The 23,884-nt window shown below is 59.9% G+C and carries 24 protein-coding genes; 16 read left to right on the forward strand and 8 right to left on the reverse strand.

Going from position 1 to position 23,884, the window contains the following annotated elements; all coding sequences use genetic code 11:
* Nucleotides 1–19: 19 nt before the first annotated feature.
* Entirely contained in the window at nt 20–1,006 is a 987-nt protein-coding gene (locus tag MWU38_RS08365) for a C13 family peptidase (RefSeq protein WP_247271397.1), read from the forward strand.
* Here the strand turns inward: MWU38_RS08365 and MWU38_RS08370 are convergent, their stop codons facing one another.
* On the reverse strand, nt 1,007–2,590 hold the full coding sequence (locus MWU38_RS08370) for a peptidylprolyl isomerase (protein WP_247271398.1): 1,584 nt from the start codon (nt 2,588–2,590) through the stop codon (nt 1,007–1,009).
* Between the two features lie 147 nt (nt 2,591–2,737).
* Here MWU38_RS08370 and MWU38_RS08375 point away from each other — a divergent pair, with 147 nt between their 5' ends.
* The gene (locus MWU38_RS08375) at nt 2,738–3,121 is read left to right on the forward strand and encodes a BlaI/MecI/CopY family transcriptional regulator (protein WP_281494630.1); all 384 of its coding nucleotides are present in this window, start codon (nt 2,738–2,740) and stop codon (nt 3,119–3,121) included.
* Nucleotides 3,118–4,818 carry a M56 family metallopeptidase gene (locus MWU38_RS08380; protein ID WP_247271399.1) on the forward strand — a complete coding sequence of 567 codons (1,701 nt, stop codon included), beginning with the start codon at nt 3,118–3,120 and terminating at the stop codon, nt 4,816–4,818. Before MWU38_RS08375 ends, MWU38_RS08380 begins: the two co-directional genes overlap by 4 nt.
* Before the next feature lie 78 nt (nt 4,819–4,896).
* On the opposite strand, the gene MWU38_RS08385 is transcribed toward MWU38_RS08380, so the two are convergent.
* Both MWU38_RS08385 and MWU38_RS08390 read right to left on the reverse strand, forming a co-directional pair.
* Nucleotides 4,897–5,448 (reverse strand): hypothetical protein, encoded by a 552-nt coding sequence (locus MWU38_RS08385; protein WP_247271400.1) that lies wholly within the window; start codon nt 5,446–5,448, stop codon nt 4,897–4,899.
* On the reverse strand, nt 5,429–6,430 hold the full coding sequence (locus MWU38_RS08390; RefSeq protein WP_348646872.1) for a neutral zinc metallopeptidase: 1,002 nt from the start codon (nt 6,428–6,430) through the stop codon (nt 5,429–5,431). Before MWU38_RS08390 ends, MWU38_RS08385 begins: the two co-directional genes overlap by 20 nt.
* Nucleotides 6,431–6,448: 18 nt before the next feature.
* On the opposite strand from MWU38_RS08390, the gene MWU38_RS08395 reads away from it, so the two are divergent.
* The 6 genes from MWU38_RS08395 to MWU38_RS08420 all read left to right on the forward strand — a co-directional run bounded on the left by MWU38_RS08395 (nt 6,449) and on the right by MWU38_RS08420 (nt 12,805).
* Entirely contained in the window at nt 6,449–7,216 is a 768-nt protein-coding gene (locus MWU38_RS08395; protein WP_247271401.1) for a 3-hydroxybutyrate dehydrogenase, read from the forward strand.
* Nucleotides 7,213–8,682, forward strand: a complete 1,470-nt coding sequence (locus MWU38_RS08400) for a M20/M25/M40 family metallo-hydrolase (RefSeq protein ID WP_247271402.1) — start codon at nt 7,213–7,215, stop codon at nt 8,680–8,682. The genes MWU38_RS08395 and MWU38_RS08400 overlap by 4 nt, the downstream gene beginning before the upstream one ends.
* 93 nt (nt 8,683–8,775) lie before the next feature.
* Nucleotides 8,776–10,236, forward strand: a complete 1,461-nt coding sequence (gene guaB, locus MWU38_RS08405; RefSeq protein ID WP_247271403.1) for an IMP dehydrogenase — start codon at nt 8,776–8,778, stop codon at nt 10,234–10,236.
* Nucleotides 10,237–10,329: 93 nt separating this feature from the next.
* Nucleotides 10,330–11,511, forward strand: coding sequence for an RsmB/NOP family class I SAM-dependent RNA methyltransferase (locus MWU38_RS08410; protein ID WP_247271404.1), 1,182 nt, complete (start codon nt 10,330–10,332; stop codon nt 11,509–11,511).
* An 89-nt stretch (nt 11,512–11,600) separates the two neighbouring features.
* Nucleotides 11,601–12,107: a tetratricopeptide repeat protein gene (locus tag MWU38_RS08415; RefSeq protein ID WP_247271405.1), complete on the forward strand. Its 507-nt coding sequence runs from the start codon at nt 11,601–11,603 to the stop codon at nt 12,105–12,107.
* A 23-nt stretch (nt 12,108–12,130) separates the two neighbouring features.
* Nucleotides 12,131–12,805, forward strand: coding sequence for a glutathione S-transferase family protein (locus MWU38_RS08420; protein ID WP_247271406.1), 675 nt, complete (start codon nt 12,131–12,133; stop codon nt 12,803–12,805).
* Nucleotides 12,806–12,810: 5 nt separating this feature from the next.
* Here the strand turns inward: MWU38_RS08420 and MWU38_RS08425 are convergent, their stop codons facing one another.
* Together MWU38_RS08425 and MWU38_RS08430 are read right to left on the reverse strand one after the other, a co-directional pair.
* Nucleotides 12,811–13,284: an RNA pyrophosphohydrolase gene (locus MWU38_RS08425; RefSeq protein WP_247271407.1), complete on the reverse strand. Its 474-nt coding sequence runs from the start codon at nt 13,282–13,284 to the stop codon at nt 12,811–12,813.
* Nucleotides 13,285–14,241, reverse strand: coding sequence for an alpha/beta hydrolase (locus MWU38_RS08430; RefSeq protein ID WP_247271565.1), 957 nt, complete (start codon nt 14,239–14,241; stop codon nt 13,285–13,287).
* Between the two features lie 64 nt (nt 14,242–14,305).
* On the opposite strand from MWU38_RS08430, the gene MWU38_RS08435 reads away from it, so the two are divergent.
* The 3 genes from MWU38_RS08435 (at nt 14,306) to MWU38_RS08445 (ending at nt 17,960) form a co-directional block, all read left to right on the forward strand.
* Nucleotides 14,306–15,262, forward strand: coding sequence for a metal-dependent hydrolase (locus tag MWU38_RS08435; protein ID WP_247271408.1), 957 nt, complete (start codon nt 14,306–14,308; stop codon nt 15,260–15,262).
* A 15-nt stretch (nt 15,263–15,277) separates the two neighbouring features.
* Nucleotides 15,278–16,669, forward strand: a complete 1,392-nt coding sequence (locus MWU38_RS08440) for a deoxyribodipyrimidine photo-lyase (protein ID WP_247271409.1) — start codon at nt 15,278–15,280, stop codon at nt 16,667–16,669.
* A 94-nt stretch (nt 16,670–16,763) separates the two neighbouring features.
* On the forward strand, nt 16,764–17,960 hold the full coding sequence (locus MWU38_RS08445; protein ID WP_247271410.1) for a serine hydrolase domain-containing protein: 1,197 nt from the start codon (nt 16,764–16,766) through the stop codon (nt 17,958–17,960).
* Nucleotides 17,961–18,048: 88 nt separating this feature from the next.
* Here the strand turns inward: MWU38_RS08445 and MWU38_RS08450 are convergent, their stop codons facing one another.
* The 3 genes from MWU38_RS08450 to purF all read right to left on the reverse strand — a co-directional run bounded on the left by MWU38_RS08450 (nt 18,049) and on the right by purF (nt 20,855).
* The gene (locus MWU38_RS08450; protein ID WP_247271411.1) at nt 18,049–18,396 is read right to left on the reverse strand and encodes a PilZ domain-containing protein; all 348 of its coding nucleotides are present in this window, start codon (nt 18,394–18,396) and stop codon (nt 18,049–18,051) included.
* A 197-nt stretch (nt 18,397–18,593) separates the two neighbouring features.
* Nucleotides 18,594–19,307 carry an SDR family NAD(P)-dependent oxidoreductase gene (locus MWU38_RS08455; RefSeq protein WP_247271412.1) on the reverse strand — a complete coding sequence of 238 codons (714 nt, stop codon included), beginning with the start codon at nt 19,305–19,307 and terminating at the stop codon, nt 18,594–18,596.
* Nucleotides 19,308–19,334: 27 nt separating this feature from the next.
* On the reverse strand, nt 19,335–20,855 hold the full coding sequence (gene purF / locus MWU38_RS08460) for an amidophosphoribosyltransferase (RefSeq protein ID WP_247271413.1): 1,521 nt from the start codon (nt 20,853–20,855) through the stop codon (nt 19,335–19,337).
* 266 nt (nt 20,856–21,121) lie between these two features.
* Between purF and MWU38_RS08465 the strand changes: the two genes are divergently transcribed.
* Genes MWU38_RS08465 through MWU38_RS08480 form a run of 4 tightly spaced genes read left to right on the forward strand, consistent with a single transcriptional unit; the run spans nt 21,122 to nt 23,872 of the window.
* On the forward strand, nt 21,122–22,360 hold the full coding sequence (locus tag MWU38_RS08465) for a lipoprotein-releasing ABC transporter permease subunit (RefSeq protein ID WP_247271414.1): 1,239 nt from the start codon (nt 21,122–21,124) through the stop codon (nt 22,358–22,360).
* Nucleotides 22,353–23,027, forward strand: coding sequence for an ABC transporter ATP-binding protein (locus MWU38_RS08470; RefSeq protein ID WP_247271415.1), 675 nt, complete (start codon nt 22,353–22,355; stop codon nt 23,025–23,027). Before MWU38_RS08465 ends, MWU38_RS08470 begins: the two co-directional genes overlap by 8 nt.
* Before the next feature lie 47 nt (nt 23,028–23,074).
* Nucleotides 23,075–23,350, forward strand: a complete 276-nt coding sequence (locus MWU38_RS08475; RefSeq protein WP_247271416.1) for a hypothetical protein — start codon at nt 23,075–23,077, stop codon at nt 23,348–23,350.
* Nucleotides 23,351–23,392: 42 nt separating this feature from the next.
* Nucleotides 23,393–23,872, forward strand: a complete 480-nt coding sequence (locus MWU38_RS08480) for a glutathione peroxidase (RefSeq protein ID WP_247271417.1) — start codon at nt 23,393–23,395, stop codon at nt 23,870–23,872.
* The last annotated feature ends 12 nt before the right edge of the window (nt 23,873–23,884 follow it).

Below are 23,884 nucleotides of genomic sequence, written 5' to 3' on the forward strand. Positions count from 1 at the left end.
TGCGTTCAGCTTTCGCCACATGGATTTGTTCGGTCCGATAATTCGCAAAGCTTTGCTCCCGCTTTCGGCCGTTTTGGCACCGGCTGCATTGGCTCAGAACAGCCCCAACAAGGCCCTTGAACACACGCTGCCGTTTCCCAATGTGGTGGTTGGGCAGTCACAGGAAGAGATGAGCGAGAGCCTTGCGCTTGGCCTTACGCTCAGGCGCGGGATTGATCTTGAGCACATGCTCGAACAGCAGCGGCGGCTCTCGGCACAAATTGCATCACTCGGCGCTCAGCAGGCGGGCGAGGTCGATGCCTTCGTCCTTGTCGCCGCGCTCGATAGCGATCCGGTGTTCGCGCGAGAGGCGCGTGAGGCAGGGCGCGTGCTTTCTCAAAGATATAGTGCAAGCGGGCGAACGCTGGTTCTGGCTGGCCCTGATGGCGAGAGCGACGAACTTGCCCACGGGACGGTTGAGAACCTTGTCCAAACGCTTGGCGCGGTGGCGCGGGCTATGGACACGTCCGAAGACGTGCTCGTCCTCTACACCACCAGCCACGGGATGCAGGCGGGGCTGGTGCATCACTATGGCGACAGTTCATACGGCGTGCTTTCGCCTGCGCTGCTCAAACGCACGCTTGAAGAGCTTGGTCTAACCCGCCGCATCGTTATCATCAGCGCGTGCCAGTCGGGCGTGTTCGTTCCAGCTTTGGCAAGCCGCGACACCGCCGTGCTCACAGCCGCGGCGGCACAGCGCAATTCTTTCGGCTGTCAGCCCGACAACGACTGGACCTTCTTTGGCGATGCGCTGATCAACCGCGCGCTTCGCAAGCCTCAGAGCCTGTCCGATGCTGCGCGCGAAGCGGCGGTTGAGATCGCGGGATGGGAGGCAGCCCAAGGGCTTCTCGCCTCGCTCCCGCAAAGCGCCTTTGGCGCAGGGGTGAGCGGGTGGCTGCCTGCGCTCGAAGCCCGGATGCCGCAAGTCGCCAGCGCGCCGGTTGGAAGGCCATCGGTCGCCGAATAATTACTCCGCGGGGCTGTCTTCGGGCAGATCGGCCTCGGGCGGCAGGCGGCGCGCTTTCACGATCTCGACCGGCTCTGCCAGCATTTGCCCGACCATCACGCCTTCGCCCTTATTGGGGTCCGCTTCGCCCGCGTGGATTGCAGAAACCACGTCCATCCCGTCGATCACATATCCAAAGACGGCAAAGCCCGCTTGCCAGGTGGGATCGTCGGAATCGGGATTGGCATCAAGCCCGGTCTGGTCGGCCAGCATGATCGAAAAGTCGCCATTCGCCGTCCCCGGCTCCAGCATCGCCATGGAGACAGCGCCGTTGGTGTGGCTTAGCCCCGTGTCAGTCGTCGGCTCATGCGCAATACCGGGAAGAATGCGCTTGGGGTCAAATTGTGTGCCCCCCTGGATCAGGCCATTGGGCATGGGATCGCGGTTCAGCTTCATCGCGCGATAAAACACCGTCCCGTCAAATCGCCCCTCATCAACATAGCGCAGGAAATTCGCCGCAGTGATCGGCGCGCGCTCGACCTCAAGGCGGATGGTGATGTCGCCCTTGGTCGTCTCGAGCACCACGTCTTTCGTTTCGTAGTTCACCTCCGGCTCTGGCGTTGCGGCGATCAATTGCTCCTTCGTCACGATCTCGAATTTCATCAGGAGATTGCGCTGATCGTCGGAGAAATTGTTGTCGGAAGCGATGTAGAGAAAGGTCTTGCCGTATTGCTCGCGCACGGCCAGCCCTTCAAAATTGTCGATGGTAAGGGGAGGGGTGAGAACCGCCAGCACTTCCGCCTCGCCCTCCAACGGCAGTTTGACGATAGCAGCGCGGTTGCCTTGGCCATCTCGATAACTGCGGAAGAGCACGTAGCAGGTGCCGTCCTGCGTGCACGCGCCATCGGTGGGGGCGCCGCCGTGTTCTGCGAGTTCGGGCGGGGCGGGAAGCTCGAAAGGATCGGCGGCCTCCTCGGCGGAGCGCACGCAATTGATCTCGCCAGCGCGCGCCCATTCTCCGCAGGCGATCATCACATCGGTGTTGAAGGCCAGGGTTTCGAGGCCGACATTGGGCTCGGGCTTTTCAATGAGTGAGAAGGCAGCCGACAGTTCGGGCGTGGTAACCGGCACGCCGGGTCCATCGAGCCGCTCATAATACAAGATACGGTGTTGACGCTCGAAGGCGACAACCCATCCGCCAAGCGACACGCGCTCAATCGCCTCGGCATCGACCTCGTCCTTGCCCTTCAAGCGCTTGCCCCGCTCATCGAGCAATTCGCCGCGTTTAAAGGTCAAAAGGTCAATCAGCTGGCCGTTAATCTCGTCGGGTTCGATGGAGAACCAGTGGCCGTCATCGCCCACCGCGAACAAGCGGTCGCCGTGCCATGTCAGGCCGGAAATGCCGCCGATGTCCTCTTCGCCCGGATCAATCTCCAGCCCGCCTCTGAAGATAAGCTCGCCAATTTGCGTTTGCGACGGATCGCTCCGGTCAAGGTCAATCGGCTGTGTCTCGACGAACAGCTCATCCTGCGCAGAGGCGCCCAGAGGAAGGCCCACGGTAAGGATTGCGCACAGCGCGGCGGTGAAAATTCGGCTCCATGTCATTCATCCCACGATATTCGCCCTTCGCCGAGAAACAAGCGTCAAACTGCCATATTCATCTGGCAGCAATGTTTACATTTGTAATCGTCATGACTACACCTGTAATCGTATTCCCGGTCACATGGTGATTTTGCAGATGGGGAGGCCGCGTTGAGAAAGACTGATCAGCCAGAACGCATAAGCGAGGCAGAGCACGCCGTGATGGAGGTCCTGTGGGACCGGGGCACGGCAAGCGCGTCCGAGGTTTGCGATAGCGTCTGCGAAACCCGCGACTGGAGCCTCGCCACGGTCAAGACACTGCTCTCACGCCTCGTGCAAAAGGGCGCGATCGAGACGAAGCCCGATGGCAGGCGCTTTCTTTATTCGCCGCTGATCGCGCGCGCTGATTATGTCGGCGGGGAATCGCGGCGTCTGGTCGATCGCCTGTTTGGCGGGCGTGCGGCGTCTCTCGTGGCGCATTTGGCGCAAACCGAGGCGTTGAGCGAAGATGATGTGAGCGAGATTGAGGCTCTATTGAAGGAGCTCAAATCATGACCCAATGGATGTTCGAAACGCTTCTTTGGACCGGAGTGCTGATTGCATTCGTGCTGCTCGTTCGCCGTCCCGTGGCTCGTCATTTCGGGCCGCAAATCGCCTATGCTCTGTGGGCGCTGCCTGCGCTGCGATTGTTCCTCCCGCCGATTGAGTTGCCCGCCTGGATGCGGGTGAGTGAGCCAGTGTTGGCTGAGCCGACGGTCCAAGTTGTTGAAGCCCCGCCGGTGACGTCAACGCTGGCTCCACTTGAGGAGACATCCGTCGCGGCGGCGCCAGCGACCGAAGTGGCAAGCCCCCTCCTGGCTCAGCCCGCCGCCTTCGATTTCAGTCAATTGGTCACCCCTGCACTTGCCGTGTGGCTGGTGGGCGCGGCGGTGTTCCTGGCCTTGCGCTTTTCCGCCTATTTCCGCCTGCGCGACGATTTGCTCGAAGATGCGCGCGAAATGGGCCGCTGCGGCAAAGTGCGCCTGGTCGAAACACCGGGAACGAACGCTCCGCTTGCCTTTGGCGTTATCGACAAGGTTATCGCCCTGCCGGACGGTTTTCTTGCCCAGCCCGACAGGGTGGTGCGCGATCTGGCGCTCGACCATGAACTCGAACACCACAAGGGGCAGGACCTGCTCGTGAATATTCTCGTCCAGCCGCTGTTCGCGATCCATTGGTGGAACCCGCTTGGCCGTTATGGCTGGATGGCGCTGCGCCGCGATCAGGAGGCGGCGTGCGATGCCCGCGTCATGGCCAGCGCCAAGCGCGAAGAGCGCGAGGTTTATGCCAATCTCATCGTCAGTTTCGCGGCGAAAGACGCCCTTGGCCACGCTGTTTCACCCGCCCATGCGCTGACCGCCCCGATGGCGTGTCCGGTGCTGGGTGAAAAATCCATCATCCACCGTTTGAGGAGCCTGAACATGGAAAACACCAATAGAAAACAGCGCGCCATTGGCAGGCTTATGCTTGGCGCAGGGCTTGTCGCACTGCCGCTGACCGCGTCGATCAGCTATGCCGCGAGCGAAGCGCCGGCGCCGCCTGCCGCGCCAGATATGACCGCCAGCGTTCCCGCGCCGCCGGTTCCGCCTGCACCTCCGACGCCTCCTGCGGTCCCGCTTCCTCCCGAAGCGCCAACAACAGCCATGGCCGGTGAGCAGATCTTTGCTATCGATCCTGACGCGGACGCTTGGCCTTCCAGCGCCAAGCAACCGGACGTGTTCGTGATCGAGGATGAGCGCAACGGCTCCGACAGGCGCTTTATCGTTCGAACCAATAACCGCAGCGCCCGTTTTATCGACCGCGCTCAACTGGGCGAGGAAGGCCAGCTTAGCGAGGCGCAGATGGACGAAATCATGGAAGAGGTGCGCGAAGGCCTCAAGGAGGCGAACAGGGTGCTCGAAAACGTGCCCCAGATGATCGAAACCGCCATGGCCGAAGTCGAGGTCGAAATGGAGCGTGAGGGCCGCACGAGGGTCCGGGTCGAGCGCGGCTGTGATGACACAGGGACCGAGGTCGCAACCACAACCGAACTTGGCGACGGTTCGCAGGTCGCGAAGATCTGCCAGAAACGGATCATGGCGACCGCTCTTCAGGGCCTTCGCGAAGCGCGCGAAGAGATCAGGAACAATCAGGAAATCAGCAAAGAGGCACGCAAGAGCGCGCTTCGCGAGATCGACCGCACGATTGACCGTTGGGCCGATACTTCAAGCTGAGCTTTGAAATTTTTGGCTTTGTAAGACCGGCGCCGGGCGAAACCCTGGCGCCGGTTTTTTATCGGCGACGGGGCGTCGTTACATGCCGCCCGTTTCACCGAGTTCGACATCCTCGTTTGCAACGGGAACGACTGCCTCATCGCGTGGGCGTGCGGGATAGGAACAACCACGTCCAAGGCCTACGCCTTTGAGATAGCCGCGACGAACAAGCCCTGCTGTCACGGCGTCCTCATAATCATTTTTGCGCTTGGTGGCGCCGGTGACCTCGCGGACGATGCTGCGAAACGGGATGAGAGAGCCGACGAGGCTCTTGCCGATGCGGCCTGCGCTGATCCGGCTGTCCTCTTCTTGCGGAAGATCGTAGTCCGGTCCCAGCGTGTTATCCAAAATGGCAATCTCCCTGACGAGATCGTTGCACGTCGTCATTTCGGCCATCGCGTAAGGGTTGAGGGCCGCCTTCACGAGAATATCGGGCAGGTCGGCTGCATCGATGTTCAGATCCTCAAGCGGGGTGCGCGCCACATCAATTGCGTCCGGCTCGCTCTTTACCTGCGCGTGGGCTCCAGTCGCCGGAATTGCGAGCGCGAGAGCTGCACCGGATAGGATCAATCTAGCTGTTGAAATAGACATCGCATGCTCCTGCATCGCCACTTTGTAATCCGCGCCTTAGCGCTTCCATTCGTTGATCGCTCGTCCCGTGGGTAAAGCCTTCGGGATTGATGCGCTGGCCTGCGCGGCTCTGGATCGTGTCATCCCCCACCGAAGAGGCCGCCCGCATACCTTCGCCAAGATCGTCGGGTTCGAGAAGGTTGCGGTTCTGGCCCGCCCATACCCCGGCATAGCAATCGGCCTGAAGTTCAAGACGCACGAGCAACTGGTTGGCCTGACGCGGGTTTTGCGCCTGCGCACTGCGTACTTGTGCCGACATGCCGGTGAGGTTCTGGATGTGGTGACCATATTCGTGCGCCATGACGTAAAGACGCGCGAAATCGCCTCTGGTGCCCGACATTTGGGCCAATTGATCGAAAAAGCCTGTTTCGATGTAAATGCCCATATCGGCCGGGCAATAGAATGGCCCCGCGGCCGAACTTGCATTGCCGCACCCTTGCGTTGAAACCGGACCCGGCGGGTAAAGCACAAGCTCGGGTTGATCGAAGCGGATGCCCGCCTGACTAACGATCGGCTCCCACGTTTCATTCAGGCTCTGCATCGCCCGGCACGCCTCATCGGCATAGGGGCCGCTTGAACACAATTGTTCTTCGCTGAGAGATGACTGTTGCGAGGTTTGCGCGGAGGAGCCGTCCATCCCCTGCATCACGCCAATCGTCTGCATCGGGTCAACGCCAAAGACGAGCGCGGCAATAATCGCGATGACTATCGTCCCGCAGCCAATGCCGCCCGCTTTGCCCGCGCGCCCCGTGCCGCGACCGCCGGAGCGGACCTTGATCTTGGATGTGTCATATCGCCCCAATCGCACGTATTTGTTTTCCTTTGCTGTGGCGCCTGCGCGGGTCGTATGATCCGCAAGAGTTGCCCGGTGCCCGTCCAGATCCTTCGCAAATTGCTGGACAGGTGAGCCCGGCGAAGCGATGAACGCATTTCTATGGTACACGTCTGGGAATAGCTCGCAATGCTCAAAGAAAACAGTCTACTTGGTAAGCGTGCACTGGTGACCGGCTCGACTTCGGGCATCGGTCTTGCGGTTGCACGCGCGCTCGGCGCGGCAGGGGCCGAGGTTGTGCTCAACGGTTTTGGCGACGAAGCCGAGATTGCGCAATTGTGCGATGAACTGGGCGCGACCCATAATGGCGCAAACCTGATGGAGGTGGGCGCGATTGAAGCGATGATGGGCGATATCGGCCCGGTTGATATCCTCGTCAACAATGCCGGGATGCAGCACGTTTCGCCGGTTGAGGATTTTCCGGTCGAAAAATGGGACGCGATCATCGCGCTTAATCTTTCGGCGGTGTTTCACACGACGCGCCTTGCTGTGCCTCATATGAAGGAAAAAGGCTGGGGCCGGATCATCAACACCGCCAGCGCGCACTCCAAGACCGCATCGCCATTTAAAAGCGCGTATAATGCGAGCAAGCACGCCGTCGATGGCTTTACCAAGACCATCGCGCTTGAACTGGCTGAAAGCGGCGTGACCGCCAATTGTATTTCGCCCGGTTATGTGTGGACGCCGCTTATCGAGGGGCAGATCCCGGACACGATGGCTGCGCGCGGTCTTAGCCGGGAGGAAGTCATCAACGATGTGCTTCTTGCCAAGCAGCCGACAAAGAAATTCGTCCAACCCGAAGAAGTGGGCGCGCTTGCCGCGTTCCTTTGCAGTGAGGAAATGGGCAATGTGACCGGCGCCAACTGGAGCATCGACGGAGGCTGGACCGCCGAATGATGCGATTGGGTCGCCTTCTGCTGACTGCCCTTGCGTGCACCGCTCTTGCGGGGTGCGCTGCAACGTCTGTGCCCTTGGCGCAGGCTGAACGCGACGCAGCGGCTGCGCGGATGATGCGCGATATCGAGGTGCTGGCAAGCGACGAGTTCGGCGGGCGCAGACCCGGCACTCCGGGCGGTGAACGCACCGTCTCCTATCTCATCAGCCGCATGCAGGCGATTGGCCTTGAATCGGGGACCAACGATCCCGGCAGCGCATGGCGCGCACCGGTTGAACTGATCAGCACACAGCCGCTCGACCACACGATCACCGTACGCACCGGAAGGCGTACGACGACCCTGCCGCTCAGGGAAAGCGCGGCCTATTCGCTCAATAGCCGCGTGTTGATCGACGGGGTGGAAGTCGTGTTTATCGGCGATGGTAGCCGGGAGGTGAGCGCCGAGAAGCTGACCGGACGCATCGTCGTCATGACACAGGACGGCAGCGAACCTGGTTCGCGCGATGCGATTTTTGCCGCCAACCCTGCGGCGATCATATCGGTGGTCGCGGACGAAACGGCGCTTGATACCGAGCGTGCCCGATTTGACCGCGAGCGCCTGCTTCTTACCGGAAGCGACGACAACAGGCTCAACGCCTTTGTCACCCGCGATGCCTTTGCAAATGCGCTGCCCATTGGCGAATGGGACGGGCTTTTGACCAAGGCCGCTGCACCTGAATTCAGCGCCGAGGTGATGGCCACCACCATCGCAATCGACGTGCAGTCGACAAGGCGCAAGTTTACCAGCGCCAATGTCATCGGCCTCATTCCGGGCAAGGTCAGCGGGTCCGGCGCAGTGTTGCTGATGGCGCACTGGGATCACTTTGGCGAATGTGCACCCGGGACACCCGATCCGATCTGCAACGGCGCGGTCGACAATGCCTCGGGCCTTGCGCTGATGCTGGAACTCGCTGCGCGTCTCAAGGCGAACGGCCCGCATGATCGCGATATCTACCTTCTTGCCACCAGTGCAGAAGAAGCGGGTCTTTTGGGGGCAAAGGCCTTTATCGAAAGCCCGCCCATGCCGCTCGAAAGCATTGAGGCAGCGTTCAACTTCGATTCTGTCGCCATCGCGCCTGCGGGGGGCAATTTTGGTTTCGTGGGCGAGGGGCGCACGCGGCTTGACGCCATTGTTCAGGAGGCGGTGAGCAAACGCGGCGTCGCGCTTGGCAATCGCGAATTTGCCGAAAGCTTCCTTCAGCGTCACGATGGCTGGGTGCTGATGGAAGCAGGCGTGCCTGCGGTCCTTGTCTCCACCGCCTTTGCATCCGAAATCGTGATGGGCCCCTATATCGCATCGCGTTATCACCAGCCGGGCGACGAAGTGCGAGCCCTCGAGATGGGCGGCGCGGTTGATGATCTCCTGCTGCACGAAGAGCTTGTCACACGCCTTGCCAGCACATCGGGCGACACAGGGCTTTCACAATAGCGGGCGATTAGTGGCCTCTGGCCCTAGCGCTGAGCGCGATCCCGTCCTACAGGGACGTGCACGAATCGCTCCACGCCAAAGAAAGCTAGCTACGTGCACACTGAAATTCCCCTCGGCCTTACTTTTGATGATGTCCTCTTGCGTCCTGCGGAAAGCAATGTTCTGCCCAGCATGGCGAACACAGCGACCAGGCTGACGAAGGATATCGCGCTCAACATTCCGGTTCTGTCGAGTGCGATGGACACCGTGACCGAGGCCGACATGGCGATTGTCATGGCGCAATTGGGCGGCATCGGCGTGCTGCACCGCAATTTGAGCATTGAGGAACAAACCGCCGCTGTTCGCGTGGTCAAACGCTTTGAAAGCGGCATGGTGGTCAACCCCATCACAATCAGTCCCGATGCGGTGTTGGGCGATGCACAGGCGCTTATGGACCAGCACCGGATCAGCGGTATCCCCGTGACTGACCGGGACGGCAAGCTTGTCGGCATTCTGACCAACCGCGATGTGCGCTTTGCCGAAAATCCGGCACAGCCCGTGCGCGAATTGATGACGACCGATAATCTGGCGACCGTTCCTCTTGGCACCAATCAGGAAGAAGCGCGCCGCCTGCTGCACCAGCGCCGCATTGAAAAACTGCTGGTGGTGGATGATGACTACAAGTGCATCGGCCTTATCACGGTCAAGGATATCGAGAAGGCCGTCACCTATCCGCACGCGACGAAAGATACCGCAGGCCGCCTTCGCGTAGCCGCGGCAAGCACGGTGGGCGACAAGGGTTTTGAACGCACCGAGGCTTTGATCGATGCAGAGGTCGATGTCGTCGTGATCGACACAGCGCACGGCCACAATCAGGACGTGAGCCGCGCGGTGGAGCGGGCAAAGAAGCTCTCCAACTCGGTTCAGGTGATTGCAGGCAATGTCGCCACCGCAGAGGCAACGCGCGCCTTGATTGATGCAGGCGCAGACGCGGTGAAGGTCGGCATTGGCCCGGGCTCGATCTGCACGACCCGCGTTGTCGCTGGCGTCGGCGTACCGCAACTCACCGCCGTTATGGAAAGCGCCGAGGAAGCGGCCAAATCGGGCGTTCCCGTGATCGCGGACGGCGGACTTCGCACATCGGGTGATGCGGCAAAGGCTCTTGCAGCCGGCGCATCCTCCGTCATGGTCGGCTCCATGCTCGCAGGTACCACCGAAAGCCCGGGCGAAGTGTTCCTCTACCAGGGGCGCTCCTACAAGGCTTATCGCGGCATGGGCAGCGTTGGCGCAATGGCGCGCGGGTCCGCTGACCGGTATTTCCAGCAGGACGTATCGGCATTGAAACTGGTACCCGAAGGGATCGAGGGTCAAGTGCCGTTCAAAGGCCCGGCATCCGACGTCATCCACCAGCTTGTCGGCGGGGTGAAGGCGGCAATGGGCTACACCGGCTCTGAAACCATCACGGATCTGCAAAAGCGCGCTCAATTTGTTCGCATCACCAACGCAGGGCTTTCGGAAAGCCACGTGCACGACGTTGCGATTACGCGCGAAGCACCGAACTACCCGACGCGCTGACTTTTCGCCGCGTGATATCCTGCAAGAGCGGGAGCGCGTATCGGACCCTCGTAAACTGCGCTCCTGTGTTCGCGGGCGCGCACGGAGAATCGAATGACCCCCGCCGCCCGCGTTCAAGCCGCGATAGAATTGCTCGACCAGATCATCGAAGGCGCGCGGAACAAGGGCGCGCCCGCCGATCGGCTGATTTCGGCCTATTTCAAACAGCGCCGCTATGCCGGTTCGAAGGACCGGCGCGCCGTGCGCGACCTCGTGTATCGCGCCATTCGCCTGTGCGGAGAAGTGCCATATGACGGACGCTCAGCGATGCTTGCGGTGGCCACTGAAGACGCGAGCCTTGTCCCGCTTTTCGATGGGTCAGAGCATGGCCCTGCCAAGATCGGCGGCGGCGAAATGGCCGCTTTCATCGGCACCGCGCCCGATTGGCTGATGGAGAAGCTGAAAGCGTCGGGCATCACCGGCAAAGAGGCAGAAGCGCTTCTCGGCCGCGCCTCGCTTGATGTACGGGTCAACACGCTGAAAGCTGCGCGCGACACTATCGAACTTCCCGAAGAAGGCGAAAGGCTCGCCGCGCCAAATGCCTTGCGCTTCCCTTCGGGCACACAGGTTGAGCAATGGCGCGAATATCGCGATGGCCTGGTCGAGATACAGGACCATGCAAGCCAATGGGTATGCGAGGCCGTGGGCGCGAAGGCAGGCGAAACGGTCATTGACCTTTGCGCGGGAGCAGGGGGCAAAACCCTCGCTCTCGCCGCGCAGACGGGCAATGGTGCGAGCCTGATTGCGTGTGACACCGACAAACGCCGTCTTGGCAATCTTGCGCCGCGTGCCGCGCGTGCTGGCGCGCAGGTGGATCATACAGTCCTCCTCAATCCCAAGGTGGAGCGTGAGGCTCTTGCCCCTTGGATTGGTAAAGCCGACCGCGTGCTTGTCGATGCGCCATGTTCGGGTTCTGGCACATGGCGCAGGCAGCCCGAGGGGCGATGGCGTCTCGATCAGGCCGAGCTTAAACGCCTTACCCAATTGCAGGATCACGTGCTTGATATTGGCGCTGAACTCGTCAAGCCGGGCGGAACGCTTGCCTTTGTGACGTGTTCTGTCCTTGATGATGAAGGCGCAAACCGGATCGAAGCTTTTCTGGAGCGGCATAAAGGATGGTCGTCAACCAAGGTTCCCATCCCGCTTGGCAAAGCGAGAGGGCAAGGAACACGGCTTTCTCCGTTCCATGACGACACAGACGGCTTTTTTGTCGCATTGCTCGCATTGGAGTGTTAGGCAACCGTGTTATGGTTGACCCGTCCACATCTGGGCCATCGTCTTTCGGTCCATCAAAGGTGGGCCCTGATGCTTTGAAGGAGCTGTTCATGCGTTTCGCGCCGGTTGCCGCTGTTCTCTCTCTTTTTCTCGTCGCGACGGCGAGTGTGACGAGCGCAGGCGACAAGGTTCCCGATCCGCGTGCGGTGGCTTTGATAGAACAGGGGCAAGAGGCACTCGCAAGCGGCGATACGCAAGGCGCGATTGACGCGTTCGAGGCCGCTTTTGCGGTCGATCCTGCCTACACGCCGATCTTCCTTGAACTTGCAGAAGCGGCGCGTCAGGACGGGCTTCAGGGCAAGGCGATTGCGTATTACCGCGAGGCGCTGAACCGCGATCCGGACAATTATGCCGCGATTTCGGGCGAGGGCGAGGCTCTTGTCGAGCGCGGCGCGGTTGACAAGGCGCAGCGCAATCTGTCGCGGCTGGAAAGCCTTTGCGGTGCGACCTGTCCGGAAACGATGGCGCTGCAACAACGCATCACCGCAGGGCCGCCTGCACGTCTCGCGGTTGAGACAGTGATGGACGCCGGCGAAGAGGGCGCGGCCACCAACTGATCCAATCTGGCAGGGGCGCGGATATGCTTACACTACACCATCTTGAATATTCGCAGAGCTTTCGCATCCTCTGGCTGCTTGAAGCGCTCGGCGCCGAATATGAGCTTAAGCTCTATAATCGCGACCCGGATACCAATCTTGCGCCCGATAATTACAAGGCGCTCTCGCCCCTGGGTACTGCGCCGGTTGTGACCGATGGCGATCTGGTGCTCGCTGAAAGCAATGCGATTATCGATTATATCCTCGATAGTTACCCGGACAGCCCCCTAAACCCGAAGGCAGGGCACAAGGACCGGGTGAGGCACCTTTTCTGGTATCACGCATCGCAAGCCTCGCTGATGAATCTTCAGAGCATTGCGATGATCCTCGGCCTTCTGGAATCGCGCAGTCCGTGGCCGATCAGCGCGCTGCTCAAATCGGTTTTCGGGCGGGTGCGCAAGCTGTTCGTCAACCCGAGAATGTCAGCGATGCTGGACCTCATGGAAGAGGATCTGGGCAAGCAGCCATTCTTTGGCGGCGATCAATTGACGAGCGCCGATATCACGTTGGTTTACCCTATGTATGCCGCACGCGATAAGGGCGCTTTTTCAGGTGGGTATCCCAATATCCATGCCTGGTTTGACCGGATCGAGGCGCTCGACAGTTTCAAGTCAGCGCGCGCCAAGGATGACCGTCCGCACATTGCTTTCCGGTTCTAACCGGATCAGATCAGCGGCGCGAACTCTTCGACAAGCTCTTCATAAACCGCGCGTTTGAACGGGACGATGAGCTCTGGCAATTGCTGCACATCGACCCAGCGGAATGATTGAAATTCGGCCGGATCATGGGCCCCCAAGTCAATATCGGCATCGCTTCCGCTAAAGCGGCCAAGATACCAATATTGCTCCTGGCCGCGATATTTGCCCTTCCACACACGTCCCAAAAGCTCCGGCGGAAGATCATATTTGAAGGTCCGGTCGCCGCCAGCGATTATCTCCACCTGATCCGCACGGACCCCTGTCTCTTCTTCAAGTTCGCGCAAGGCAGCGGTCTGGGGATCTTCGCCCGCGTCAATGCCGCCTTGGGGCATCTGCCAAAACCCGTGCGCAGCTTTGTTGATGCGCTCGCCCACAAAGACGAGGCCATCATCATTCACCAGCATGAAGCCCGCGCACAGGCGGTAGGGTAGTTCGCTCATTTATCCGTGGTCCAGCATCAGTTTCATCGCCGCGGTCACGCGCTCCAGATCACCTTGGGTGCTGGGAACGGCGGCGCGGATATTGGTGAAGGAGTGGGTGACCCCTTGCATCTCGAGATAGACGACGCTGCGCCCGGCATCAATCAAGGCCTTGCCATAATCGCGCCCTGAATCGCGGATCGGGTCAAGACTGGCCGTGGCAAGCACCGTTGGCGGGGCGTTCGAATGGTCGCTTAAAATGGGAAAGCCGCGCGGATCGGCACGGTCGGCCTTGTACGCGGCATCGAAGAATTCAATCGCCGCCCTGGTCAGGACAAAACCGTCGGCAAAATCGTCAAGGCTGCTCGAACCCATCGCATCGCTGGCGAGCGGGAAGATCGGGACTTGCAGCACCACTGGCGCGGCTGCGGGGTTGGCGCCAAGAGATTGTCCGACAACAATGGTTGCATTGCCCCCGGCGCTGTCGCCGATAGTGATGATGCCGGATGCCTCGCGTCCCAATTCCGATGGCGATGATGCGATCCAGCGCGTTGCCGCTTCGCAATCCTCGATCGCAGCGGGGAAGGGGTGTTCTGGCGCAAGGCGATAATCGACCGCCACAAGGGGCAGGTCCATCAGCGCGGCGATTTCGGTGCACAAATTGTGGTGAGTGTCGAGATCGCCGATGACGAAGCCGCCGCCATGGTAAAACGCAATCACCGGCCCCGGCTCGCGGGTTTCGCGCGCATCATAGAGGCGCAATGGGATGTCACCGGCAGGACCGGGGCATGACAGATCCTTGATCACGGCAAGATCACGCGCCGGGCGATCCGCCATGCCGTGCAAAGCCACGTAAGAGGCGCGCGCTTCCGCTATCGTCATGTCAGCAATGGCCGGAGCGCCCGCTGCCGCCAAAGCGTCCAGAAATGCCTGCATATCGGGGCGCACGAATGGCGTGCTTTGCGCGGTGTCGGTCATGGGATTTGCCTCTCTCGTCGATCCATCTTTGACGCTGATATGCACCATCGCTAATCAGTTGCAAATGGATAACCTAACGCACAGCCTTGTCGGCGCAATCATGGGTCAGGCGGGGCTCAAGCGGAAAACCGGGCTTGCCATGCCCGCGCTTATCATCGGCGCGAACCTGCCCGATGTGGATGCGGCGTGTTTCTTCTGGCTGGAGGGGACCGAGCACCTTGGATTTCGCCGAGGCATTACGCACGGACCGCCAGCTCTTGTGATCCTGCCGCTGATCCTTGCAGGGATATTGTGGTATTACGACCGCTGGCAGACAAAGCGCGGGAAAAGACCCGAAGGGCGCCTGCCGGTGCATTTTGGCTGGCTTTACGCCTTGAGTTTTCTTGGCGCATTGAGCCACCCGCTGCTCGACTGGCTCAATGTTTATGGCGTGCGTTTCTGGGAGCCGTTTGCGCCCACTTGGTCCTATGGCGACACGCTGTTCATCATTGATGTGTGGATTTGGGCGCTTTTGATTGTCTCGGTGTGGTGGGGGTATGCCCGCGAGAAAGCAGGGGGCAATCAGCGTCCGATTGCGCGCGGAGGTATAACCATAATGTTGGCCTATATCGCGCTCAACTGGACCATCACTTTCATGACCTATCAGACAAAAGGCGTGATGGCAGAGCCTTATCCAAGCGAGTTCATCGCGTCGCCCATGCCGGTTTTGTCACTCGGGCGCGAGCGGATCGCACAGCTCGAAGACGGACGCTGGATTTCCGACGCATGGGACGGTGATGACGCCGGCAATGGCTATCGCCATACGGTGGCGGTGCAATGCGCGATGCCGGATTTATCCGAAGCGCGCCATGACAACAGCCAACTCGACGCATTCCTGTTCTGGTCGCGCGCGCCGTTCCTGACGCGAGGGGAAGGCGGCTCGGTGACGCTTCACGATGCACGCTTTTACGATCCGCGTGCGCGCGAACGGTTCAGCTTACCCTTGCCCGATGTGGAATGTGAGGAACTTGGCGGCGGTTAAAACGCTTCATCTTGCATGAGTGAAACACAAATCGTCTGGCTGCGCCGCGACTTGCGCATGGCCGATAATCCCGCCCTTTATCATGCCGCCCAACAAGGGCCCGTCGTGTGCGTATATGTGCTCGATGACGAGGCGCCCGATCATCACAAGATGGGCGGCGCCTCGCGTTGGTGGCTGCATCATTCGCTGGAGAGCCTTGGCAAGAGCCTGGGCCAACGCAATGCCAAGCTGATCTTGCGGCGCGGCGATGCGGTGGAGGAATTGACCACGGTGGCCAATGCCGTGGGGGCAAAGACCATCCACGCCAACACCCATTATGAACCGTGGTGGAGAAAGGCGCAGAAGAAGCTGAAAGACGAAATCGAGCTGGAGCTTTACGACGGCGTTTATCTCTTCCCCGCAGGGCACGTGACCACCGGCTCTGGCGATCCCTACAAAATCTACACCCCGTTCTATAAGGCGATCAAACAGGTCCTGCCCCCGCGCGATGAATTGCCCGAACCAGAGACGCTGTCCTCGCCCGATGACTGGCCCGCAAGCGATGCGCTGGAGGATTGGAACCTCCTTCCCACCAAGCCCGATTGGTCAGGCGGCATCGCGGAGTTTTGGGAGGTCGGAGAAAAGGCCGCGCATGATCGTCTTGGTGAATGGGAAGACCACGTTGCCGACTATGAGGACAAGCGCAATTTTCCCAGCGTCGATAAAACCTCGCGCCTGTCTCCGCATTTGCACTTTGGCGAGATAAGCCCGGTGCAAATCTGGCACGCACTCAAGCACAAACGATCCGAGGGTTGGGACAGCTTTGAAAGCGAGATCGTGTGGCGCGATTATGCCGCCAATGTGATCTGCGACAATCCGGCCTATGCGACCGAAAATTACCGCGAGGATTACGACAAGCTGAAATGGCGCGACCCCGACAGCGACGACAAAGCCGCCAAGGACCTCAAAAAGTGGCAGCAGGGCAAAACAGGCTACCCGATCGTTGATGCCGGCATGCGCCAGCTTTGGAAGACCGGCTGGATGCACAACCGCGTGCGCATGATTACGGCAAGCTTCCTGATCAAACATTTGCTGATCGATTGGCGCAAAGGCGAACAGTGGTTTTGGGATTGCCTTGTCGATGCCGATTATGGCTCGAACGCGGTCAATTGGCAGTGGAATTCTGGCACAGGCGTCGACAGCAACATGTTCTCGCGCATCATGGCGCCGCTGACGCAATCGGAGAAATTCGACGCCGCTGCCTACATCCGCGAATATGTGCCTGAACTTGCTGATCTGGATGCGCCGTACATTTACGATCCCGAAGAGCACGGCTGCCTGCCAAAAGCGTATCCTTCGAAAATGATCGCCCACAAGGAAGGGCGCGAGCGCGCGCTGTCGGCCTATAAGTCGATGAAAAGCGACTAGGGGAAGATCGCGAGGCGATGCTTGCCTCTTAAGACTTCGCGTGGGAATAGCGGGCGATAACATGCTCGCGGACGCGATGTGGGAGAGGACACCGATGAACTACGCAAAATTCTTGGGCTTGGGCGCTGCCAGCCTTGCGCTTGCCGCTTGCGGATATGGCGCTGCTGAGGGGATTGAAACAGGGCCCGCACCGCTCGCAGCGGTCACCGATGTTGAACCACCGCAGCGCGATCCTTCCGAGTTGCAGGTGCTGTTCTGGAGCGATGACGAACGCACCGCGCGTTTCCGCGAGATGGAAAACTGGTTTCCGGGTAAGGAAGTGCCCGCCAGCACGTCGCCGCGCGCGCTTCCCGATGGCGCGCCGCTTCCTGCGGATCTTGCCGCTGATATTCGCGCGCTCATGGCAAAAACCAATGCCGCAGGCGTGATGGTGTATCAAAACGGCGGGGTGCGGTTCGAGGATTACGGTCTCGGCTTTGGACCCGATCAACGCTGGACCAGCTTTTCTGTCGCGAAAAGTTTTACCTCGACGCTGTTGGGCGCTGCGGTGCGCGATGGTTTTATCGCGAGCCTCGATGACAATGTCGTCACCTATGTGCCCGGCCTCAAGGGTTCAGCCTATGACGGCGTCACCGTGCGCCAGATCGCGACCATGACCAGCGGCGTCGCCTGGAACGAGGATTACACCGACCCCAACAGCGACGTCGCGCAGATGAACCACTTCATGGTCAAATACGGGTCTGAGGCGATGGTGATGCAGCTCAAGGGGCTGGAGCGCGAAACCGATCCGGGGAAAAAGTGGCTCTACAAGACCGGCGAGACAAATCTCATCGGCATGGTGGTTGAAAATGCGGTGGGCCTTTCGCTTGCGCAATATGCGCAGGAGAAGATCGTCGAACCTGCCGGTTTTGAAAGCCCGATGTTCTGGATGTCCGACACCCGCGGCGGAAGCATCGGGGGATGCTGTTTGTCACTCACGCTTGGCGATTACACCCGCATGGGGATCTTCGCACTCGAAGGGGGCGGTGACAAAGTGCCCGAGGGCTGGTTTGCACAAGCAGGCGACAGCCTTGTCGATTTTGAAGGGGATGCCACCGGCTTTGGCTATGGCTACCAATGGTGGACCTATCCCCAAGGATACGGCGCGCAAGGCATCTTTGGTCAGTCGATCACCATCATCCCGGAAAAGCAATTGGTGCTCACCGTGGTCAGCAATTGGCCGACCGCAACAAGCAACGCCCACCGCGCAGGCTGGCGCGATGTGGCGAACAGGATTGCGGCGCTTGATTGAGTTTGGGGATTAAGTTTTGAAGATTGAACGGGGAGGGGCGCTGATCGCGGCGCCGCTTCCTGACAATTCTGCCGATTGAACCTGCCGATCAAATCATCGGACGGCTGACACCCGCGCTTGAATAACGCATGAGGATGTTGTCGTGCACGATCGGGCTCAAAAGCTCCTCGAACGCGCAACCGACGATGCAGTTTTCCCACCACACGACCTGCGCCTGAAGCGATTCAAGGCCGGGAAGGGTTAGCCAGCACATCTGGCCTTCGTGCATGCGATTGATCGAGCTTGCCGAAAAGCCCGAGATCGAAAGGTCCTGAACGTTCGTCTGAAACGCGCGGCCACCCGATGCCCGCAAAGAGGCAGGGATCACCAGGCGTGTACGAGGAGAGCAGCGATCTTCCTGCGCTGCGGCGAGATAACGGTTGTCAGCGGTCGGCATACGCTTTTTGAACCTTCTTTGTCAGTAATGTGCGTGGCAAGTGCGACAAGGCACTCACACGCCCAAAGACATGGCACATATGGTACTGACAGAAAGTTGCAGATTTTGGTTAACAGCAGTTTAAGCGTAACCGCAGCAATCGCTCCAGCGGGTGTTCAAGCGCGCTGACAAGCTGTCCAAAGCGCCCTTGCGCGGGGTCAATCCACCCGTTCGCGGTGCCCTGTTTCAAAGCCTTCGCTCGCCAATGCTACAAGGCGGTCGGCGACGACTTCAGGACCTTTAAGCGTTTCGGGCTTTTCACCCGGATAGGCGCGCGCGCGCATAGCGGTACGGGTTGCGCCCGGGTCCACAATCGCAACGCGCAGTTCAGAGAGTTTCTCAACCTCCTGCCCGTAGGTTTCGAGCAGGTTGTCAAACGCGGCCTTGGTCGAACCGTAGGCGCCCCAATAAGCGCGAGGGTTCGCGCCAACGCTGCTGGTGAGGCCGATGATCTTGCCCGCTTTCGCGCGTCGCAATAGCGGATCGAACCCCGCCAACAGCGCCTGTGTAGCAACGACATTGGTCAGGATTGCGGTGTTGAACTGCTTGGGGTCAATCTGGCTAAGCGGTGTGAGCTCTGGCAGGTAAGCGCCTGCAATCACCATCAGATCGAGCGTATCCCAGCGCCCGGCAATCGCGCTTGCAAGCCGGCCAATCGCGTCAGGCTCCATCAGGTCCACCGGCGCGATGGTGGAGGTCCCGCCCGCCTCGTGGATCTTGTCTTCGACCGCTTCAAGGTCCTTCACCTTGCGCGCGGTGATGATCACGTGCGCGCCCGCTTTCGCAAGCGCAATCGCGGTCGCTGCGCCAATTCCGCGGCTCGCGCCGGTGACGAGGGCGGTCTGCCCCTCAAGAGGTCTGGTGTCGGTCATGGTTCTTGATTCTCGAATCTCGGCGTCTCAGGCAGCTCTTGGATCAGCAAAAGGGAGCTCATCGCTGCCTTCGCGCGCGTTGTTCAGATCAGTGAGCGATGTGGGGTAGTCGCCGGTGAAGCAGGCATCGCAGAACTGCGGACACGCCTTGTCGCGGCCCTTTTGCGATCCCACCGCGCGGTAAAGCCCGTCGATGGAAATAAAAGCGAGGCTGTCGGCCTGGATATATTCGCGCATCGGCTCGATCTCCATGCGCGCGGCGAGCAGCTTGTTGCGTTCGGGCGTATCGACGCCATAGAAACACGAATAGGCGGTCGGCGGACTGGCAACGCGGAAGTGCACTTCTTTTGCGCCCGCATCGCGCATCATCTGCACGATCTTGAGGCTGGTCGTGCCGCGCACGATGGAATCGTCAATAAGGACAATCCGCTTGCCCTCGATCAGGGCGCGATTGGCGTTGTGCTTGCGCTTTACAGAGCTGTCGCGCGCGCCGTCCGATGGCTGGATGAAGGTGCGCCCGACATAGTGCGAGCGGATAATGCCAAGCTCGAACGGCACGCCGGATTCGTGGGCATAGCCGATGGCTGCGGGAACGCCGCTGTCGGGTACAGGCACGATGAGGTCGACATCGCACGGGGATTCGATAGCAAGCTCGCGGCCGATGGCCTTGCGCGCTTCGTAAACGCTGTGACCTGCAAACGTGCTGTCGGGGCGGCTGAAATAGACGTGCTCGAAAATGCACGGCCGAGGGGCAGGGCTGCCAAAGGGGCGCATACTCTTTATCTCGCCGTCAAAGCCGACTTGCAGCATTTCGCCTGGCTCGATCTCGCGGATGAATTTGGCGCCAACAACATCGAAGGCGACGCTTTCGCTGGCGAAAAGGACCGCTTTGGAGCCATCGCCATTGACCATCTCGCCCATGACGAGCGGACGGATGCCCAGCGGGTCACGGCAGGCAATCATGCCCTCGGGCGTCATCACGATCAGCGCATAGGCGCCTTCGACCAGACGCAGCGCATCGATCAGGCGGTCGCCAACCGTGGGATAGCGCGATGTCGCGACCAGGTGGATGATGACTTCGGTGTCAGAGGTTGACTGGAAGATCGAACCCTTGCCGACCAGATCCTTGCGAAGGTTCAAGGCATTGGAAATATTGCCGTTATGCGCAATCGCAAAGCCGCCGCTGGCAAGCTCTGCGTAAAGCGGCTGCACGTTGCGAAGGCCCGAGCCACCGGTCGTCGAATAGCGCACATGGCCCGCTGCCATTGTGCCGGGAAGTTCGTCGATCGCTTCCTGGGTCGAGAAATTCTCTGCCACATGGCCAAGGCCCCGGCGCGAGATGAAGTCATTGCCGTCAAAGCTGGTGATGCCGGCCGCTTCCTGCCCGCGGTGTTGCAGCGCGTGTAGGCCAAGCGCGGTCGCAGCCGACGCTTTTTCTGCGTTGATTGCGCCAAAAACCCCGCATTCTTCGCGAAGTTTATCACCATCCTCATCGAGGAAGGGGTGAGTGAGATTGCCTGCTAAACGACCCGTTTCGGTAATTGCCATAGCTTCCTCGCCTGCTGCCCCGCTCGCGTGGTGTCTTTTGGATGGGAGCGTCAATGGCGATGTTACCGATCAATTACAAGGCCAATCGCGGCGAATAGTGGGCCATGCTCCCCGACATTTGGACAAAGTCCGCGGAAGGGCAAGCGCAAGAGGCAGGAGGCAAGCGCCACATTACGCACAGATTGCGCCCGATTACCGATTGTGCGTGGTCCCTTGCGCGCTTAAAGCCTGCGTTCACAAACCACTTTGCAAAAGCGCTTTTTCCAATGCTTACCCCCTTCGAAAAGATGATAGCCAAACGCTATCTATGGCCCGGCAAAGGCGAGGCATTCATCGCGCTTGTTGCCGGTATTTCGGTATGCGTGGTGATGCTGTCGGTTGCGCTTCTGGTCGCGGTGATGAGCGTCATGGGCGGCTTTCGCAGCGAGATGCTCGACAAGTTTTCAAGCCTTAATGGGCACGCGGTGATCCAGGCCTATGGCGGCGAGCTTGAAGGCTGGGAAGATGTGCTCGCAAAGGTTCAGGCAACCGATGGCGTGATCAGCGCATCCCCCCTGATCGAACAGCCATTGATCGCCGGATACAACGGACGCAACGCGGCGATTTTCGTGCGCGGCAATACCGCAGAGGATATCGCCGGCATTTCGGACAAGGTCGTGCTTGGCGATATGGCGAGCGTAACGCCCGGGTCGGGCAAGGTCGCGCTGGGCGTTCAACTTGCAAGCAATCTGGGCATTCGGGTGGGCGACACGATCACCATCATCAATCCGCAAGGGCGCACAACGCCCTTTGGCACGTCCATCCGACAGGTCGGCTACGAAGTGGGCGCGATCTTCGAGATCGGGCTTTATGATTTTGATGAAACCTTCGTCGTCATGCCGATGGAAGATGCACAGACGCTGCTTCTTCTGGGCGACAAGATCGGTTTGATCGAAGTGACCGTGACTGACCCCGATGATGTCGGAGGCATTCTGGGCGGGCTGGAACCGGACCTTCAGGGCAAAGCGGTGATCGCCGATTGGAAAACGATCAATTCGACCTTGTTCGAAGCGCTTGAAATTGACCGGATGGTTACGTCTTTTGTGCTGAGTTTCATGGTGTTGGTGGCAAGCTTTAATATCCTGTCGAGCCTCGTGATGCTTGTACGGGCAAAAACGCGCGACATTGCGATCATGCGCACCATGGGAGCAACGCGGCGCAGCCTGCTCAAGATTTTCGTGACCACCGGCACAACGATTGGCGCGATCGGCACTGGAGCTGGGCTTGTGCTGGGTTTCCTCCTCCTGTTCTTCCGCAACAACATCGTCGACGGGATTTCCTTCCTTACCGGCGCGCAATTGTGGGACCCCGAAGTGCGGTTTCTGACGACGCTACCGATGCGGGTGGACCCGTGGGAGATTGCCGGGATCACGATCCTTGGCGTCGGTTTGAGCTTCCTTGCGACGCTTTATCCGGCGCTAAAAGCGTCCAACACCGACCCTGTTCAGGTGCTGCGTTATGAGTAAGCCAATCGTCCAGCTTCGCGATCTCAAACGCAGCTTTGAGCAGGGCGGCACGCGCATTGATGTGCTGCGCGGGGTCAATCTCGACATTATGCCGGGCGAAATTGTCGCGCTTCTGGGCCCGTCGGGTTCGGGCAAATCGACCATGTTGCAGGCGGTGGGCCTTCTCGAAGGCGGGTTTGAAGGGTCGATCAATATCGCGGGCGAGCAGGCCGAGAAAATGGCCTCTGACCAACGCACGAGGCTGCGGCGCGAGCATTTGGGTTTTGTCTATCAATTCCACCACCTGCTGCCCGATTTCAACGCGACCGAAAATGTGGTGATGCCGCAAATGGTGGGGGGCATTGCCGAGGCCGAGGCAAAGGCGCGCGCCGAGAGCCTTCTCACCAGTCTCGGCCTCAGTCACCGCCTGACCCACCGGCCAAGCCAGCTATCGGGCGGGGAACAGCAGCGGGTCGCCGTGGCGCGCGCTCTGGCCAATCGCCCGACGCTTGTGCTTGCCGATGAACCCACCGGCAACCTTGATGAGGCAACCTCGGACACGGTGCTTGGCCAATTTCTCGAGCTTGTGCGCGGTGAGGGCAGCGCGGCTTTGGTTGCGACCCACAACGAGCGCCTGGCACTCCGGATGGACCGTGTGGTGCGCCTTCACGAAGGTGTGCTCGAATAAAGGAACCCTTCGCGCCCCCCGCTTGTATATCTTCAAAGGAGATAAAAATGGCAGACCATCCCAGCACTTACAAAGGCACCCCGCTCGAAACCGGAGAACTTGCGTGGAATGACCGCGCCGCGCTTTACAACAAGGCGAGCGCAGACGGCGTGATTTCGGGCGCCAACGCATTGAGGCGCGGGACCTTTGCCGAAATGATCAAGCACATCACCATGCTCCCCGAAGGTGAGCGCGGCGATCTTGTGATCGAGAAAAAGGGCGACCGCGAATATTCAGCAGAAGAAGCCGTGGCGCTTGCCAGCCGGGACGATTTCCCTTCATAGGAATCGCAATTTTCCCACTCAGCGTTAAGGGACCAGACGCGCATGACCACCATTGCCGATTTTCAAGTGACCACCAACCGCGGAGAGACGCTCGATCTTGCGGAGAAAAAGGGCAAGGTCCTGCTCGTCGTGAACACCGCATCAAAATGTGGCTTTACGCCGCAATATGACGGGCTTGAAAAGCTGTATCAGCGGTTCAAGGATCAGGGTTTCGAAGTGCTGGGTTTCCCCTGCAACCAATTCGGCGCGCAGGAACCGGGCAATGCCGATGAGATCGCGGAATTTTGCAAGGTCAATTTTGGTGTCACCTTCCCGCTGATGGCCAAGGTCGATGTGAACGGCGACGACGCATCACCTCTTTTCGATTGGATGAAGTCGGAAAAGAAGGGTCTGATGGGCTCCACCTCGATCAAGTGGAACTTCACCAAATTCCTCATCAACCGTGAGGGGGAAGTGGTGAAACGCTACGGCCCGCAAGATGCGCCCAAGACCATCATCAAGGACATCGAAAAGCTGCTTTAAGCAGCGCATGCC

This window comes from Qipengyuania sp. S6317L1 (genome assembly GCF_023015615.1).
In the GTDB taxonomy this organism is placed as follows: Bacteria; Pseudomonadota; Alphaproteobacteria; order Sphingomonadales; family Sphingomonadaceae; genus Erythrobacter.

Excerpts from the sequence above, each read along its gene's own strand:
- MWU38_RS08395 (WP_247271401.1), top strand. The coding sequence starts at position 6,449 with ATGCTCAAAGAAAACAGTCTACTTGGTAAGCGTGCACTGGTGACCGGC.
- MWU38_RS08470 (WP_247271415.1), top strand. The coding sequence starts at position 22,353 with ATGAGTAAGCCAATCGTCCAGCTTCGCGATCTCAAACGCAGCTTTGAG.
- MWU38_RS08370 (WP_247271398.1), bottom strand. The coding sequence starts at position 2,590 with ATGACATGGAGCCGAATTTTCACCGCCGCGCTGTGCGCAATCCTTACC.
- MWU38_RS08440 (WP_247271409.1), top strand. The coding sequence starts at position 15,278 with ATGAGTGAAACACAAATCGTCTGGCTGCGCCGCGACTTGCGCATGGCC.
- MWU38_RS08385 (WP_247271400.1), bottom strand. The coding sequence starts at position 5,448 with ATGTCTATTTCAACAGCTAGATTGATCCTATCCGGTGCAGCTCTCGCG.
- MWU38_RS08410 (WP_247271404.1), top strand. The coding sequence starts at position 10,330 with ATGACCCCCGCCGCCCGCGTTCAAGCCGCGATAGAATTGCTCGACCAG.
- MWU38_RS08480 (WP_247271417.1), top strand. The coding sequence starts at position 23,393 with ATGACCACCATTGCCGATTTTCAAGTGACCACCAACCGCGGAGAGACG.
- MWU38_RS08415 (WP_247271405.1), top strand. The coding sequence starts at position 11,601 with ATGCGTTTCGCGCCGGTTGCCGCTGTTCTCTCTCTTTTTCTCGTCGCG.
- MWU38_RS08430 (WP_247271565.1), bottom strand. The coding sequence starts at position 14,241 with ATGACCGACACCGCGCAAAGCACGCCATTCGTGCGCCCCGATATGCAG.
- MWU38_RS08425 (WP_247271407.1), bottom strand. The coding sequence starts at position 13,284 with ATGAGCGAACTACCCTACCGCCTGTGCGCGGGCTTCATGCTGGTGAAT.
- MWU38_RS08475 (WP_247271416.1), top strand. The coding sequence starts at position 23,075 with ATGGCAGACCATCCCAGCACTTACAAAGGCACCCCGCTCGAAACCGGA.
- MWU38_RS08450 (WP_247271411.1), bottom strand. The coding sequence starts at position 18,396 with ATGCCGACCGCTGACAACCGTTATCTCGCCGCAGCGCAGGAAGATCGC.
- MWU38_RS08420 (WP_247271406.1), top strand. The coding sequence starts at position 12,131 with ATGCTTACACTACACCATCTTGAATATTCGCAGAGCTTTCGCATCCTC.
- MWU38_RS08445 (WP_247271410.1), top strand. The coding sequence starts at position 16,764 with ATGAACTACGCAAAATTCTTGGGCTTGGGCGCTGCCAGCCTTGCGCTT.
- purF (WP_247271413.1), bottom strand. The coding sequence starts at position 20,855 with ATGGCAATTACCGAAACGGGTCGTTTAGCAGGCAATCTCACTCACCCC.
- MWU38_RS08455 (WP_247271412.1), bottom strand. The coding sequence starts at position 19,307 with ATGACCGACACCAGACCTCTTGAGGGGCAGACCGCCCTCGTCACCGGC.
- MWU38_RS08365 (WP_247271397.1), top strand. The coding sequence starts at position 20 with ATGGATTTGTTCGGTCCGATAATTCGCAAAGCTTTGCTCCCGCTTTCG.
- MWU38_RS08435 (WP_247271408.1), top strand. The coding sequence starts at position 14,306 with ATGGATAACCTAACGCACAGCCTTGTCGGCGCAATCATGGGTCAGGCG.
- MWU38_RS08465 (WP_247271414.1), top strand. The coding sequence starts at position 21,122 with ATGCTTACCCCCTTCGAAAAGATGATAGCCAAACGCTATCTATGGCCC.
- MWU38_RS08400 (WP_247271402.1), top strand. The coding sequence starts at position 7,213 with ATGATGCGATTGGGTCGCCTTCTGCTGACTGCCCTTGCGTGCACCGCT.
- MWU38_RS08380 (WP_247271399.1), top strand. The coding sequence starts at position 3,118 with ATGACCCAATGGATGTTCGAAACGCTTCTTTGGACCGGAGTGCTGATT.